This window comes from Rhizobium sp. SVR5-2C (genome assembly GCF_056755115.1).
Window position 1 is genome coordinate 1 of record NZ_JBNDHT010000163.1, and the last position, 13,793, is coordinate 13,793.

Annotated in this window: 15 protein-coding genes and 4 pseudogenes; 10 read left to right on the plus strand and 9 right to left on the minus strand. The window is 58.2% G+C overall.

All coding sequences use genetic code 11. The annotated features are described in order from the left end of the window. Positions 1-338: 338 nt before the first annotated feature. The gene (locus ACPYOI_RS30850; RefSeq protein ID WP_481419930.1) at positions 339-611 is read right to left on the minus strand and encodes a tetratricopeptide repeat protein; all 273 of its coding nucleotides are present in this window, start codon (positions 609-611) and stop codon (positions 339-341) included. A 108-nt stretch (positions 612-719) separates the two neighbouring features. Between ACPYOI_RS30850 and ACPYOI_RS30855 the strand changes: the two genes are divergently transcribed. The 3 genes from ACPYOI_RS30855 to ACPYOI_RS30865 are packed head-to-tail and all read left to right on the plus strand — an operon-like array spanning position 720 to position 3,044. Continuing rightward, positions 720-1,751, plus strand: a complete 1,032-nt coding sequence (locus ACPYOI_RS30855; protein WP_481423821.1) for a response regulator — start codon at positions 720-722, stop codon at positions 1,749-1,751. Beyond that, positions 1,744-2,121: a response regulator gene (locus ACPYOI_RS30860; protein WP_481419926.1), complete on the plus strand. Its 378-nt coding sequence runs from the start codon at positions 1,744-1,746 to the stop codon at positions 2,119-2,121. The genes ACPYOI_RS30855 and ACPYOI_RS30860 overlap by 8 nt, the downstream gene beginning before the upstream one ends. Beyond that, positions 2,118-3,044, plus strand: a complete 927-nt coding sequence (locus ACPYOI_RS30865) for an adenylate/guanylate cyclase domain-containing protein (RefSeq protein WP_481423822.1) — start codon at positions 2,118-2,120, stop codon at positions 3,042-3,044. Before ACPYOI_RS30860 ends, ACPYOI_RS30865 begins: the two co-directional genes overlap by 4 nt. On the opposite strand, the gene ACPYOI_RS30870 is transcribed toward ACPYOI_RS30865, so the two are convergent. The 4 genes and pseudogenes from ACPYOI_RS30870 to ACPYOI_RS30885 all read right to left on the minus strand — a co-directional run bounded on the left by ACPYOI_RS30870 (position 3,028) and on the right by ACPYOI_RS30885 (position 5,892). After that, positions 3,028-3,786 (minus strand): MmgE/PrpD family protein, encoded by a 759-nt coding sequence (locus ACPYOI_RS30870; RefSeq protein WP_481423823.1) that lies wholly within the window; start codon positions 3,784-3,786, stop codon positions 3,028-3,030. The genes ACPYOI_RS30865 and ACPYOI_RS30870 overlap by 17 nt on opposite strands. A gap of 470 nt (positions 3,787-4,256) precedes the next feature. After that, a pseudogene (locus tag ACPYOI_RS30875) lies at positions 4,257-4,382 on the minus strand (IS6 family transposase); the annotation flags it as partial. A 102-nt stretch (positions 4,383-4,484) separates the two neighbouring features. Continuing rightward, positions 4,485-5,063: pseudogene (locus tag ACPYOI_RS30880) on the minus strand (IS6 family transposase); the annotation flags it as partial. Between the two features lie 250 nt (positions 5,064-5,313). Further along, a complete protein-coding gene (locus tag ACPYOI_RS30885) occupies positions 5,314-5,892 on the minus strand; it encodes a hypothetical protein (RefSeq protein WP_481423824.1) in 579 nt (192 codons plus the stop codon). A 148-nt stretch (positions 5,893-6,040) separates the two neighbouring features. Here ACPYOI_RS30885 and ACPYOI_RS30890 point away from each other — a divergent pair, with 148 nt between their 5' ends. Both ACPYOI_RS30890 and ACPYOI_RS30895 read left to right on the plus strand, forming a co-directional pair. Next, on the plus strand, positions 6,041-6,256 hold the full coding sequence (locus ACPYOI_RS30890; RefSeq protein WP_481419880.1) for a hypothetical protein: 216 nt from the start codon (positions 6,041-6,043) through the stop codon (positions 6,254-6,256). Between the two features lie 81 nt (positions 6,257-6,337). Then, positions 6,338-6,622, plus strand: a complete 285-nt coding sequence (locus ACPYOI_RS30895) for a hypothetical protein (RefSeq protein ID WP_481419879.1) — start codon at positions 6,338-6,340, stop codon at positions 6,620-6,622. A 233-nt stretch (positions 6,623-6,855) separates the two neighbouring features. Here ACPYOI_RS30895 and ACPYOI_RS30900 read toward each other — a convergent pair whose 3' ends face one another. After that, a complete protein-coding gene (locus ACPYOI_RS30900; protein WP_481419878.1) occupies positions 6,856-7,065 on the minus strand; it encodes a hypothetical protein in 210 nt (69 codons plus the stop codon). Positions 7,066-7,126: 61 nt separating this feature from the next. Between ACPYOI_RS30900 and ACPYOI_RS30905 the strand changes: the two genes are divergently transcribed. Both ACPYOI_RS30905 and ACPYOI_RS30910 read left to right on the plus strand, forming a co-directional pair. After that, the gene (locus ACPYOI_RS30905; RefSeq protein WP_481419877.1) at positions 7,127-7,540 is read left to right on the plus strand and encodes a hypothetical protein; all 414 of its coding nucleotides are present in this window, start codon (positions 7,127-7,129) and stop codon (positions 7,538-7,540) included. 463 nt (positions 7,541-8,003) lie between these two features. After that, positions 8,004-8,204 (plus strand): hypothetical protein, encoded by a 201-nt coding sequence (locus ACPYOI_RS30910; RefSeq protein WP_481419876.1) that lies wholly within the window; start codon positions 8,004-8,006, stop codon positions 8,202-8,204. Between the two features lie 154 nt (positions 8,205-8,358). Here ACPYOI_RS30910 and ACPYOI_RS30915 read toward each other — a convergent pair whose 3' ends face one another. Further along, positions 8,359-8,616, minus strand: coding sequence for a hypothetical protein (locus ACPYOI_RS30915; protein WP_481419875.1), 258 nt, complete (start codon positions 8,614-8,616; stop codon positions 8,359-8,361). A 1,366-nt stretch (positions 8,617-9,982) separates the two neighbouring features. Between ACPYOI_RS30915 and ACPYOI_RS30920 the strand changes: the two are divergent. The 3 genes and pseudogenes from ACPYOI_RS30920 to istB form a co-directional block, all read left to right on the plus strand. Further along, positions 9,983-10,182, plus strand: a pseudogene (locus tag ACPYOI_RS30920) (hypothetical protein); the annotation flags it as partial. A 596-nt stretch (positions 10,183-10,778) separates the two neighbouring features. Continuing rightward, positions 10,779-12,213 (plus strand): annotated as a pseudogene (gene istA, locus ACPYOI_RS30925) (IS21 family transposase). Positions 12,214-12,224: 11 nt separating this feature from the next. Further along, positions 12,225-13,007 carry an IS21-like element ISRsp2 family helper ATPase IstB gene (istB, locus tag ACPYOI_RS30930; RefSeq protein WP_481419874.1) on the plus strand — a complete coding sequence of 261 codons (783 nt, stop codon included), beginning with the start codon at positions 12,225-12,227 and terminating at the stop codon, positions 13,005-13,007. A 46-nt stretch (positions 13,008-13,053) separates the two neighbouring features. On the opposite strand, the gene ACPYOI_RS30935 is transcribed toward istB, so the two are convergent. After that, positions 13,054-13,359, minus strand: a complete 306-nt coding sequence (locus ACPYOI_RS30935) for a DUF1488 family protein (RefSeq protein WP_481419873.1) — start codon at positions 13,357-13,359, stop codon at positions 13,054-13,056. 68 nt (positions 13,360-13,427) lie between these two features. Further along, positions 13,428-13,685: a hypothetical protein gene (locus ACPYOI_RS30940; protein ID WP_481419872.1), complete on the minus strand. Its 258-nt coding sequence runs from the start codon at positions 13,683-13,685 to the stop codon at positions 13,428-13,430. Positions 13,686-13,793: the final 108 nt, after the last annotated feature.

The following is a 13,793-nucleotide window of genomic DNA, read 5'->3' on the forward strand; positions in this document are numbered from 1 at the left end:
ATCCGAAGGGAGCTGGCTGCCGGCAAGCTTGTAACCGCCCTTGATGCATTTTCAATCCGCGAAGCGAACGTTTACGCCGTCACGAGCGGCCATATGCTCAGTCAGCGGGTTATCGCGTTTATGGAGTTTCTAGAACAAGAATTGCTGGAGGGCTCGCAAGTACCATGAATTGGATATGTACTATCGATGAGGAATTCAACCCAACCTCCGTCGGCGGCGAACCCAGGCGGCACATTTGCCTGATCTTTGCAGCAGAGGGAACTTGACCGTTAGCTGCGTCGCCTCGTCATCCTCGGGGGGCGATGCGAACTCAATGGTAAGTTCCGCCAGGTGCGACGCTATTCCGGCAATCCGGCGTCGTGGAGGGCGCCGCCGAGTGTTGACGCAAGCTCGGGTGCACAGTTTACGCCGGCGAACTGACGGCCGTAGCGAAAGGAAGGCTGAAGCTCAAGCACCCGCGCCGCGGCGGCTCGTGCTTCGTTCAGCCGGCCAAGTTTCGCCAGCGCGGCAGCCAGCTGCACATAGGTGATGCTGTGTGCAGGATTGGCTTGAACGGACTTGTAAGCCGCGCGACAGCTATCCTCGTATCGGCCACGCAGCAAATGGCTCATTGCCTGCGCGTCGAACGCCGCCCACGCCCACGAATCAAACGGGCTTAGCCGCACGCCTCGTTCGCTCCATTCTATCGCTCGCTCGGCCTCTCCACTCCAGCCGAGCAGATGACGAACCTGTTCCAGGAGTTTAGTCAGGCCGATAGTTCCACCACCCGCAAGTACGGCGGCACTGGGCTAGGGCTTGCCATCAGCCAACGCCTGTGCCGCGCGATGGATGGCGAGATCACTGTGGACAGCACTCCCGGCATCGGCACCAGGTTCACGGTGTGGCTGCCGTCGGCAATCGACGTAGGCCCCACGATGGAGCAGCCGGCCCCTGGCGCCGGGGTCGCCGCTGATGATCGTGTTCGCCCCGTCTCGAACGTGGTCCTCGTCGTTGATGACGATGAGGCGGTGCGGGACCAGATGCGCCGGTTTCTCGCCCGCGTGGGTTGCGATGTAGTGACCGCCAAGGACGGTGCGGAAGGGCTTAAACTGGCCCGGCAGGTGAAGCCAGCGCTCATCACGCTTGACGTGCTGATGCCGGGCTGCGACGGCTGGAGCGTCCTGCAGGAACTGAAGGCGGATCCTGAGCTCGCGAATGTCCCTGTCGTGATGCTCACCATGGCCGATGAGAGGAACCGGGGGTACGCGCTCGGTGCAGCCGATTACATGGTTAAGCCGATCGAGCGCGACACGCTCCGGAAACTAATCACGAAATTCTGGTCCGGCGCGCCTGGCCCAGCGCTTCGTGTTCTGATCGTCGAGGATGATGAGAACACGCGCCAGCAATGGTGTCGCATATTGAGCACAGAGGGTTGCGACGTGGACGAGGCCGAGAATGGCCGGGTAGCGCTGGAACGGCTCATCCGCGCGACTCCGGACCTCATCATTCTCGACCTCATCATGCCGGAAATGGACGGCTTCGAGTTTCTCATCGAACTGCGCAAGCAACCCGCCTACAACGCGGTGCCGGTCGTGGTCGTGACGGCGGCGACCCTCAGCGAGGAAGACCACCGGCGCCTGAACGGTGGCATCGAGCGCGTGCTCGCCAAGACCGCCTTCAGCCGTAACGAGCTTCTGGAGGAATTACGCAAGATGGTTGCAAGATATATTCCCAAACGAAACTCGCCTGACAAGGATCGCCGTGATGGTTAGGATCCTCTATGTCGAGGACAATGAGGACAACATCTACATGCTGTCCGCGCGGCTAAGACGCAAAGGCTACGAGGTGATCGTCGCCACCGATAGCGATCAGGGCGTGGCGCGTGCGCGATCGGATGCGCCGGCGCTGATCCTGATGGACTTAAGCCTTCCCGTCCTCGACGGCTGGGGGGCGACAAGACGTCTCAAGGCATTCGCTGAGACGCGGGGTATTCCCGTGATCGCGCTCTCGTCGCACGCGATGGCTGGCGACCGCGAAGCAGCACTGGCAGCCGGGTGCGATGACTTCGATACCAAGCCGGTCGACTTCGCGCGCCTGCTTGCAAAGATCAAGGCCCTGCTCCCAAAGGAGTCGATGCCATGAGTGAGGTTGGACCTGCCCTCCTCGTCGTCGATGATAACGAGGACAATCGCTTTACGCTGACTGAGCGGTTGAAGCGAGAAGGCTACGGAAACGTGGCATCCGCCGGCAATGGACGGGAGGCGCTCGAAATGCTGGCAACGAGACCGTTCGATGTCGTGCTGCTCGACATTACGATGCCGGAAATGGACGGCTACCAGGTGCTTGAGCACCTGAAGGCCGACACAACGCTGCGCAACATTCCGGTTGTCATGATATCGGCGGTCGATGAGATCGACAGTGTGGCGCGCTGCATCAGCCTCGGCGCCGAGGATTATCTGGCCAAACCGTTCAACGCGGTTCTCCTGCGCGCCCGCGTGGCCGCGTGCCTGGAAAAGAAGAAGCTGCGCGACCAAGAAGCGGTATACACGCAGCAAATCGAAAACGAAAAGCGCCGAGCGGACGAGCTTCTGTACGCCATCCTACCCGCCGGCGCGGTGCGCGAGCTCAAAGCGACCAATGAGGTCCGGCCCCGCCGCTACAACGAGGTCGCGGTGCTATTCTGCGATATCGTTGGCTTCACAGCCTATTGCGATGAGAATCCGCCGGAGAACGTGGTGGAGGATCTTCAGGCGCTGATCGGCGAATACGAACGAATCGTCCGTCAGCATGGGATGGAGAAGATCAAGACTATCGGCGACGCCTTTATGGCTACGGCCGGCCTGTTTGATCGCATGCCAGATCCGGTTTTTGCCAGCTTGCAATGCGGACTCGACATGGTGACAGCATCACGTCGCATCGAGCCCAAATGGGAGGTGCGAGTCGGCGTTCATTTCGGTCCAGTTGTGGCGGGAATCATCGGGCACCGGCAATTCGTGTTCGACCTGTGGGGCGACACGGTAAATATGGCCTCCCGGATCGCAGCCCATGCTAGCCCTGCACTGTAGCGACCAGCGGGGCCACGTGGCATCGCATTCGCGAGCGGGGTCGCGGGCGCTCCCTGGGCTTCGTAGAAATCAAGGGCAAGGGTCGGATCGAACTGATCGAATGCCAGGAACTTCGTTGAGGGAACCGGAACAATCCTAGCCACCTGCCAGCGGCAAGCGTCGCCGTGGGATGCCACCCCTTGTCGTAGCGATGGAAGTTGACGGCCCGGGCGATCCGCGTCTCGGTTTCGAACCCGGTCAGGAATGCGAGGAGGAAGTCGCGCCCATTCCCTCCCCGACCCTCGGCAAGGGCCTGAAGGGCGGCAAGCACCGGCGCAGTCGGATGACCGCCCATGGCAATGTTGACGTCGTCGAAGTCCAGAGCATGGGCCGACGCGCCGTTGATCAGTGCTGCCGAGAGCAGGTCGAGCTTTTCGGTTCTTCCGTACAGGGAGATCGTGCCGCGGCTGGTGAGGCCTGGCGTGGCGCATGTTGGGTTAAGCCTCGCGGTGGTGCAGAGGCGGTGTGTGTATTCAGCCTTGACGGTAGTCGCTACCGCACCGGGACCTTGCAATGCTTTCAGTGTTCTAGCCGTTGGGATTGCGTGGCGTGGTTTGCTGCTTTGCCCCTCCTTACCCTTTGGAAGGCCGCGCAATCCCAAATCATCAATTGATGACTTGATGGCCCCGGTTGGCGCTCTAACTATTTTAGGGCTGTTACCCAAAGCACGGCCATGATGGCCACGGCGCCATTCAAGATCCAACCTACCCCGGCACCGTGGTCAGAGACCCGACCGCGCGGCAGCCAACCTGTTCAACAATGCGAAGACGAATACCGGTGCCGTGCGGTCTGTTGCCCGTACAGGTTCGGGAGACGTCAATGAGTGAGCCTGATCGCTATTCTGGAAAACCGCCGAAACGCAGCATCGGAATATGGATACTGATTGCGATGGGAGTGTTAGCGCTTCCTGTAGCGTGGCTGTTCGGCTTCGTGGCTAGCCTTGCTTTAACCGGTTTTTTGGTGCGGGGGTACGGTAGCAGACCGAAGAGCGACTTTATTTGCCGTGTCAGGCATAAAAACGTACTGTTGTTGATCGGTCTCATAATTCAACCGGGTGCCCGGCCGATTGGGAGACAATCTGCTCTTACCTTAATGTGTAGAAAAGCAGGGACCCTCGAGGGTTGTGCTGCAAATTCTAGAATGCGCGCACGATCCGGCGGGTTCTGCCCCTTTTCAGAGTACAGCAGCCAGGATATCGAACTGCTCGGCAAGCGATGGGGCTGGGTTACAGGCGTAACGCGCTTGCCGTTTGCGCATCATGTGAATCATCTCAATGCCTGCAAGCGTAGCAGTCGCGCTAGAGCGGTTCAGCTTTTCACGGAATCGCGGAACCGCTTTATCTCTTTGTTTTTACGCAATTCCGGACGGAAAACCGCTGCGCACTTTTCCTGGAATTGCTCTGGCGAAGGACTTGAAGCCGAGCATTGGCCTGACACGCCGCTTGATCCGCCGGTGATCCTGTTCGATGCGGTTATTCAGCTATTGGCTCTGCCGGATGCGGATCGGCTTCAGCCTGCGCCGCGTGCGATCCTGCAAGCGGCTTGTCGTATCGCAGGAAACGAGGGCTTCCCTGTTGGTTTGGCTGCCATCGATGACGATACGTTCGGGTCGGCCGTGGCGGTCGAACGCCTTCCTAAAGAAGCGCTTGGCAGCCGACAAGTCCCGATGTTCGCTGAACCAGAACTCGACGGTGTCACCGACGCTGTCGATGGCGCGATAGAGATACATCCATCGGCCCCGAACCTTAATGTAAGTCTCGTCGGCATGCCACTTTCCAGTAACGGCACGCTTGCGTTGGTTGAAGCGCTCTATCAGCAAGGGCGAGGAATGCACGACCCGGCGATGGATCGTTGAGTGGTCGACAAGGATGCGGCGTTCGGCCATCATTTCCTTCAGATCCCGCAGGCTCAGGCCCTTAGCCAAATGCCAACGCACGCACAATAAAATCACAGACTGATTGAAGTGGCGGCCTTTGAACATTCGAAATCCTCCGGAAAATACGGGAGATCAATGCCACGGCAACTGTAACTGACAAGTTTGACGGAACCCTTCGATCCGGTGATCTAGCCCTAATTGATTATTGACGAGCAGGCATTACCAGAGCTTTGATTTTCGTGCTGTAGCGTCAAGCACAGCACCGCGCCACGGCATCCGGTCGGCGCCCCGACCCGGAGAAGTGGTACGCGACGGGGCTCGCCATTCTGACACGTTTGGGCGAGCCCTGGTCGTATTAAGGCCGAACAATCGGCGTTCTCCACAAGGTCTTGTTTGCCCTTCCTTGAGCATCATCGAGCTTGCTGCTCAACACCTCGACGCGGGTCGCGACCTTGTTGATACTCTCGATCGCGGTGTCTAGTTTCCCCCCGAGGGATTCCACGACGCGATCCACGCGCGCGTTTGCCGCCTCGATCCCTTTCTTGTTTTCCGCCGTCGCCTCCAGAGCTCTCGTCACTTGGAATGGAAGCCGCGGTATTTTGCGATACCTGCTGGTGGGTGTCGTCGAGAACCTTCTGCGTCCGTTCCTGAGCATTTTGAATATCGGCGATATCTCGGTCGAGGCTGACTCATACCCCGCCGATGATGAACGCGTTGACAAGAGGGGCGCCGCAGCCCGCGCTTGCTGGGCAAGGATAACGTCCTCCAGCATCCCGCTTGCTTCTATCTCGTCAGGATTGAGCGTCAGCAGCCATGCACGGCGCTTAGCGTTATTTCGGCCTTGCCGACGCTGCTCCATTTCCCAAGCCACAACGGACGCTTTGCGAAGGAACAGATCAGTCCAGAAGAACAGGAAGCCGAAAAGCTTGACCATCACATAAACCACGCGATGAGGCAGGCCACAGCAATCAAGCAGAGCCCAGCCAGGAGAATCCGTTCAGTGCCCGGGGTCATTTTCCATCCTAAGCATTCTGAAAACTTGTCACGGCGCCCTATCTCACTCTCAAGCAAGGGAGGCTCGAATGAGATTCTATGTTTACGCCGTTCACACGGACGAGACGCGAAACCGTCTGCACGAAGTCTTTGACAACAGCGCTGACGCCGAGGCGCTGGAGAAGCATTTGCAGAAGCAAATTCGACCCGGTGACAATTACTTCGTTACCATGCTCGCTGCTGAGAACGTCAATGCGAGGATGAAGGCGGACGAGATGCGCCCATCGCCTCAGCTGAACAGTTGATGGTCTTCAGCTTAGGCATTGACCGCGATCTCATGCCGTACGTTTTCAGGACTGGCACGTTTCACACCTTGGAGAGCCGACATGAGCATGACTGAGCAGGAGTTGAAGCTGGAAGCCCGCCTTTTCGCGATGGAATACATGATCGGCCACACTCTTAGCCGTATCTTGATCCTGCTTGAGACCACCGACGAGCAGTTGGACGTAATGGAAGCTCAAGCGAAAATCACCTTAGGCCAAACCGTATTTCCTGGCGTTGACCCTGCACTTGGCGACATGTTCGCGTCGGAGCTACAGGAAAACATCGAGCGGCTGCTCATGATCACGCGGGATATGAGAGCCATGACGAACAAGAAAATCGGCCTGTAGCGCAATATCATTTTACTGGCCGGTGCGACCTTCGCATTTCCCGATCGAATTTTCTACAAGATGGACCACACCGCATAGCGAGACAGGCGGCAGCAACGGCACAGAGAAGCGTGAGGATCGCGCGTTCTGCACGGGGATTCATAGCCACCACCACATCGGCTGCGAGCCCATGACGAAGATCAGCGCCACCAGGATGTAGATGGCCCCAGTCGATAGCCATGCGGATTTCAGGATTAGCCGAGCCACAGCGCATCGTCGATGACCGTATGAAAAAGCCATTCTGCTAACCCGAGCCATACATTGCCGGTGATCAGCGCTACGCCAGCGCCTTGTATGCCGGAGTGCGCGACCAGATGATAAACGCGCAGCGGGCCTGTTTGTTTGGCCTTGGAGAGGGAATCGCCCTGCAGCCAGTGGGCGCCGAGCAGCATCAACCCCAACATGAGAATATTTCGATCATCGTCTCTCAACCTGTGGAGAAGTCGAACAGTGTGCAAAGCGTTAATGCAGACCGGGCAGGCACGAGGTGTTGCTGAGTTGCACTTGCGACTCATGGGTGTTCATCATCAATTGCTGATGCAACCAGCAAAGGAGCCAGCCTTGAGTGAAGAGAACAGCACGCAAAACGAAGTCGTCGTACGAAGTGGCCGGAAGATCGCCGTTGGTTCCGACTGGTGGGACATCCGCGAGAACGACGACCCGGTGAAATTCGCGGACCTGATTACTGAGGCCAGGCAATTCAACGGTGTCGTGTATCTATCGTTCGGTGCCGGCCTCCTCGACGCCAACAACAATGGCATATGCGATGTCGCCTCAAGGCTGCGAATGAGCCTCGGAACAGCTCAGTTTTTGCATAACATACTGGGTGACATGATTTCCGATGCTTTGAAGCCGACAGACATGTCGAAAGCGAATTAGACCCGGCTGACCCACTTTCACGCCGTAAATGAGGGGCGGCTAACCCCGGAGCGGCGGCGCGGGCTCTTCACTCACGAGTGTGGCCATTGTCTTGTCGCCGGGGACAAGCATGATGCCGTGGAATAAACTAGCATTGGCAATACTGCTAAACTGCACTGCGCTCGTTGCCGTTCACCGTCATCTGTCGATGCAACCAGAAGGAAACGCATATGGCTAGATACGCAGTCTATTTGAGACAGCCGGTTGAACAGGCTGGACATCTCACGATCGAAGACAATCGTTCGATGGCCGATTTGGCAAACACACTTCAGAGTGTCGGCTATATCCTCACAGAGGAAGTCACAGCATTGGGTGGACGACCGCTCAGAGGGAAACAGTCCACTATTTTCCTCGGCGACGTAAGCCGGATTCGACCCGAATAGAGAAATGCTCGGGGCAGGCCTGGCAACCTTGGGAGGACCAGATGAGCGAAGAAGACGATGAACTGCTTATGCTGGAGATCAACGCGCTTGCTGACCACGCCGAACAGAACAGGGGCCAGCCAACAGACGTTAAAGCCATGGCTGTCACCATCTGGTCCAACTTTGATAATCTCTCGATCGAAGAGATCGAGGCCAAAGTCAAAGACGTTTGGCGGTTCCGAAACCTCGATTGGGTCGAATGAGAAAACTGTTCCTACCCGAACACATAAAGCAACGCCGCGATGCCAATGAGGCAGAGCACGATTAGAACGAGGCGTACGGCGTCATCCCTAATCGCCGTCACAATGCGAGCAGTGCTCCTCCTACTATTCCGCGGCAAAGTAGTAAGTACACGCATTAGGCCGGCTTGATCGGGATTTTACGGTTTTTTACGGTGGGCTGCTTCGTACTGTCAGCGAGCAACATGATCAATGCATCGCGTTCGGGGCCAAATGGCCGTCGATCGAAAAATGCCGGGAGCGCCATTGTCGTTTCGTGGCCGCCCGACGATGGGTTACCACGGTGAAGGACGAATTCGCTATTGGTGACGTCGTCCGTACCTAGGAACCATCGATCACCATTGGTGCTCGAGGCAAACTCCTTCAGATGCTCCATCTCCTTCTCCTTCTTGAGGAGAAACATAGGGCCCTCAGCCTAGATTGCGAGAAATCTTTACCAAGACTGCTCGATCGGCCGTGGTCCAAGCCGGCGTCCACAAATCGTGCTTGCCAAGGAGTTGCGTCAAATCGACCGTCGCGCCTATTTTGCCGCGCCCGGATGCCCGGTGTTCGAATTCTCCTCGAGGAAGAAGGGTCGATTGCGGCTCTACCGTTCGGCCCGCTCCAGGAGCTGCCGGCGGCGTTCGTTTCGCCAGCGAGCCTGGGCGAGAACATCGGCCCTTACCTGCTCTTTCTGGCCGGTCACTTCGTCGTTGCGCCAGTCCGTCGCGCAGTTCTTCGAAGCTACCGTTATTGACGTGTCTTCTAGGGCGATTTGCGTCACGTCGTCAAAGACCACTGTCGACCGGACGCGGCGTTTTTGGTTCAGAGCGTCGGCGATCGTTTACAATCAGCCTGTACACGCCGTTCGAAAGTTCTTCGAGACATGTCGATTTTCCGCAATAGCGTTCTATCTATAACAGGCGCTGATCGCAGTGTCCCGCGCGTGGTCTGCAGCACGCACAAGGAATCGCGCAGCTGCTCGAATAACCGCCGGTACTATGTGGAGAAGATCGAGCGCGACGTCGTCAACCGGCTCAGGGAGATGTTTCAGACACATCCTGCATCGATGCCTACGTCGAGGAATATAAAGCCGAGAGCAAGCGTATCGCAGCCGAGCGGCGCAACCGAAGACGACGTTCTTGCAATTCTGCCTCGGCTCAAATCGGAACGCAGCCGACTGAAGGCTGAGCTTGAAGCCGAAGAGCCGCCAACGAACGTGGTCGAGATAAGCCGAGGGCAGTCGCGAAGTTCAAGGAAGACATCGAGAGCCTGGCGGAATCCTGAAAACCAGGCGCACAGGGCCCACGATCGAAATGGCGAAGGCCTTCCGGGAAGTGGTCTCGGTCATCACCGTCTACCAGCGGGTAGCCGGGGAGGAATATCGTACGAGATCAAGGGCTGGCTCTCAGGAATAGCCGGCCCAGAATTGTCGGCTGTTCTAATGGTAGCGGAGGACCGTAGTGGTCTTTGTCGCCGACTTGACGATCGAAGTTTGATCGACTTCTGAAATTGGCAGGTAGCGCTTCGACGGTCGATACCTGCCTACCTCAAGTCTGCGCCGGGGCTCCTGTGAATCCAATCGAGAAGAAGCGCGCCCCATGCGACATGGATTGCAACATACAGAAGAGGGCCGCGCGGAGGACAGAGTGGGCTTACTGGATTGGCTTTTTCCAAAAGCGGAAGCAAGTCCAGCGGGTAGCGGTGCTGGATGGCTGCCATCGGAGAACGGTAACCCCACGAGGTCGTATCGCGGGAAGCGATTGACCGTCTTCCCTGCTGACCGCGGATGGCGATGGACGCCCATCACATCGCGTCTGCCCTCCAATGCGAGTTGTCATGGATCGAAGCGCTCGAAGCCGGGAACGAGGAAATTCCCGCAGGTCTGGCTGCCTGGTTGGAAACACTGACACAAGCCCACGAGGCTCTGCCGCCGCCAGAGACGTATCGCGGCAAAAGATCAAAGCTATCACCCGTTAGACGGCGAATCGATCCAACTCATAGATTGCCGCGTTATCCTGAACCTCTCGCAGCCCCTTGTACGACGCGTGCCGTAGCTGATCTCCGCAATGAGCGTCGGCTGAAACCAAACGTACTGGTTCTCGGCGACAGGCCCTTAGTCCTTGAGTGTCTTGGCCGCCGTATTCGCCTCTTGCTGGAGGCGCCTAACCCTCAGTTGCGCGGTCTTCTCATTCCTCGCTGTCACGACGGGGTCGATTTTCGGGTCCTGCCGAGTGCGGGAAAGAAATTGTGTTTGGGTCCGCGCGTTCGCGGCTTTTGCTCATCCGTTCATTCATTGGTGGCTTCCTACTTTTGTGAAGTTAATTGACGACGCGCGTCCCTCCCGCGTTCGGCTATTCAAAATCCGCCGGCTTCAGGACGTGCGGGTTTCGGCAAAGTCCGGACAGGATTTCCGGTAATCTCCGGACACAGTTTTCAGTAATTCCCGGACAGTGATTCCGCTAAATCCCGGACAGTTTCGGGCGGCGGTTTGACGGTTGGTTCGCGGCTGCGCCGTCTTTTTGGTTAGGCCTCTCACGAGAACGTTGAGAGGGGCCGATGCCGAGACGGAAGCAAGCAAGACGAACGACAGTGAGGGATATCCGGACTATTCTGCGCCTGACCCACGAAGAGGGTCTTTCGGTGCGCGAGATTGCCGAGCGGCTGAAGATCGGCAAAAGCTCGGTATCGACGTATTTGCTACGTGCTCGGGAAGCCGGGCTTTCATGGCCCTTGCCGATTGGCCCGGACGAGGATGGAAAGCTGGAGCGACGGCTGTTCGGCCGAGCCGGTCGACCGCCGCGCGATCTCAGCGAGCCGGACTGGGCGCTGGTGGTTCGGGAGCTGAAGCGCAAAGGCGTGACGCTGACGCTTCTATGGCAGGAATATCGCGCCAGCCATCCCGATGGTTACGGCTTCACTGCGAGCAGGTTGCCGCCTTTCGGCAGCGCACGACTGTAGCGTTCCGCAATCGGCACGCGGCGGGCGCCGTGATGCAGACCGACTATGCCGGGCCGACGGTGCCGGTGATCGATCCGACGACCGGCGTCATCCATCCGGCCCAGATTTTTGTCGCGGTGCTGGGCGCCTCCAACCTGACCTTCGCCCATGCCAGCTTTAGCCAGCAGTTGCCGGACTGGATCGACGGTCAGGTGCGTGCTCTGACCTTCTATGGTGGGGTCACCAAGGCAATCGTGTGCGACAACCTCAAATCAGGGGTGGCCAAGGCCCTTTGGTTCGAGCCGACGTTAACTGCGACGTTCGCCGCCATGGCGGAGCATTACGACACCACGATCCTGCCGACACGCAGCAGGAAACCGCGCGACAAAGGCCGGGTCGAAGGCGCGGTATTGATCGTGGAACGCTGGATTCTGGCCCGGCTCAGGAACCGTACCTTCTTCTCGCTTGCCGCCCTCAACACGGCGATTGCCGAATTGCTCGAGGAGTTGAACAATCGAACGATGCGCCACGTCGGCAAAAGCCGCCGCGAACTGTTCGAGGATATCGAGCGGGCAGCATTGAAGCCTTTGCCGGCGGTACCGTTCGAATATGCGGAATGGAAGTCGGCGAAGGTTCACCCGGACTATCATGTCGAGGTTGACAAGACCTTCTACTCGGTGCCGCATCGGCTGATCGGATGCACCCTGCAGGTGCGGCTCACTCACCTGGTAGTCGAGACACGCCAGCCAATCTGATCGGCCGCGCGACCCAGATCGGCCCCAATGCCGCTATCCTGGTCGAACGCATGATGCGCGACAGGCCTCATCCGGAACAGGGATATCGCTCGGCCATGGGCATCCTGTCGCTGGCGCCGCGCTATGGATCACAGCGCCTCGATGCGGCCTGTGAACGAGCGCTCACCATCAATGCCGTCACCTATTCCTCCGTCGCCTCCATCCTCAAATCCGGCCTCGACCGGGAAAGACCGCAGGCGGAACATGCGGCCGCCACGCCTGCGCATACCAATATCCGTGGCCGATCCTACTACCAGTGAAGGAAGCAAGAATGTTAACAAACCCCACCCTCGACCAGTTGCATGCCCTCGGGCTGACGGGCATGGCCGCCGCCTGGCGCGAATTGACCGAGCAGTCCGGCACCAATGAGCTCAGCCGCGATGAGTGGCTCGGCCTGATGCTCGACCGCGAAGTCGCCCTGCGCACCGACAAGCGGATCCGTAACCGGCTCGCCTCCGCCAAGCTACGCTTTGCCCAGGCCAGTATCGAAGATATCGACTTCGCCGCCGCCCGCGGTCTCGACCGGCGCAACACCATGGCGCTGGCCCAGGGGCAATGGCTCACCGCCCATGAGGGCCTGATCATCACCGGCCACACCGGCACCGGCACCGGCAAGTCATGGCTGGCATGTGCCTTCGGCAGGCAAGCGGCAAGGCTCGGTCACTCCGTGCTCTATGCGCGCGTGCCGCGCATGTTCGAGGATCTCGCGCTTGCCCGCCTCGATGGCTCTTTCCCTCGCCTCATCGACAAGCTCACCCGCGTCCAGTTGCTTATCCTCGACGACTTTGGAACACATACGCTCTCTGATCAGCAGCGCTTCCACCTCTTCGAGATTGTCGAGGAGCGTTATCAAAGAAAATCCACCCTGATCACAGCCCAGGTCCCTGTGACGAGCTGGCATGACCTTATTGCCGACAGCACGGTCGCCGATGCCATACTCGACGGCATCGTGCATAATGCCCATCGCATCACGCTGCGAGGCGAGAGCATGCGAAAGCAAAAAAGCGCTCCCCTCTTGACGGCTGCAGAAAACGGCGAAATCAATCAGCCCTGACAGAAACCAGGCTGCCGAGGACCAACCTCGTCAAACTGTCCGGACTTTAGTGAAACTGCTGTCCGGGATTTAGCGGAATTAATGTCCAGCTTTTGCGAAGCGCGCACAGGACGATCAGGTTTTTGGGTTTTGACGTATATACGCGCTGGGCGACATCAAGAATTCTAGCTCGAATCCTGTCAAACGCCGCGAGATAGTCGCGTTCCGATATCGCCGTCTCGCCCGGTCCTTTGGACAATACGTCGATATCCACGAAGAAGCAAATCTCGAACATGCCGTCATGGCCGAGGAAGCGAACTCGTCTGGAGATCTCGTCATAGCTTCTGGCTCTATTGGGAAATTCAATTGCCATGGGAGTACTCTCAATGTTCTCGTGAAACACGCGATGCCAACGAGATCGCAGCGGTCAGCGATCGGTCATTAGAGCTCCGCGTCCTTCGCCAGAGCCGCTTCGATTTCCTGCATAGAAACTCGTAGGCGCTGCCTGGCGCCCGCGCATGTCGTAATGGCCGGTATTTCAAGTTGGGTGTTGGTTCTCCGGAAGGCGGAAAACGATAGGCCTTCGATCTCTTCCTCTTCGACAATCAGGCGGTACGTCCCCGCTTCAAGGGGAACCACCAACGAACTGAGAGCGAAGGGACGGGCGAAAGTTATTTCAGTTTCTGTGGTCCGTTCCATCTTGAATGTGATTCCAGCGTGAGGTGATTTACGGGTCTATCGACAGCCACGGCACCAGCCGAGGCTGTTGCCGTGGGCAGATCCAAAATGGCTGCGCTACCAGAAGAC

Coding starts and splice junctions, on each gene's coding strand:
- ACPYOI_RS30850 (WP_481419930.1), bottom strand. CDS start 611: ATGAGCCATTTGCTGCGTGGCCGATACGAGGATAGCTGTCGCGCGGCT.
- ACPYOI_RS30855 (WP_481423821.1), top strand. CDS start 720: ATGACGAACCTGTTCCAGGAGTTTAGTCAGGCCGATAGTTCCACCACC.
- ACPYOI_RS30860 (WP_481419926.1), top strand. CDS start 1,744: ATGGTTAGGATCCTCTATGTCGAGGACAATGAGGACAACATCTACATG.
- ACPYOI_RS30865 (WP_481423822.1), top strand. CDS start 2,118: ATGAGTGAGGTTGGACCTGCCCTCCTCGTCGTCGATGATAACGAGGAC.
- ACPYOI_RS30885 (WP_481423824.1), bottom strand. CDS start 5,892: ATGGTCAAGCTTTTCGGCTTCCTGTTCTTCTGGACTGATCTGTTCCTT.
- ACPYOI_RS30890 (WP_481419880.1), top strand. CDS start 6,041: ATGAGATTCTATGTTTACGCCGTTCACACGGACGAGACGCGAAACCGT.
- ACPYOI_RS30895 (WP_481419879.1), top strand. CDS start 6,338: ATGAGCATGACTGAGCAGGAGTTGAAGCTGGAAGCCCGCCTTTTCGCG.
- ACPYOI_RS30900 (WP_481419878.1), bottom strand. CDS start 7,065: ATGTTGGGGTTGATGCTGCTCGGCGCCCACTGGCTGCAGGGCGATTCC.
- ACPYOI_RS30905 (WP_481419877.1), top strand. CDS start 7,127: ATGCAGACCGGGCAGGCACGAGGTGTTGCTGAGTTGCACTTGCGACTC.
- ACPYOI_RS30910 (WP_481419876.1), top strand. CDS start 8,004: ATGAGCGAAGAAGACGATGAACTGCTTATGCTGGAGATCAACGCGCTT.
- ACPYOI_RS30915 (WP_481419875.1), bottom strand. CDS start 8,616: ATGGAGCATCTGAAGGAGTTTGCCTCGAGCACCAATGGTGATCGATGG.
- istB (WP_481419874.1), top strand. CDS start 12,225: ATGTTAACAAACCCCACCCTCGACCAGTTGCATGCCCTCGGGCTGACG.
- ACPYOI_RS30935 (WP_481419873.1), bottom strand. CDS start 13,359: ATGGCAATTGAATTTCCCAATAGAGCCAGAAGCTATGACGAGATCTCC.
- ACPYOI_RS30940 (WP_481419872.1), bottom strand. CDS start 13,685: ATGGAACGGACCACAGAAACTGAAATAACTTTCGCCCGTCCCTTCGCT.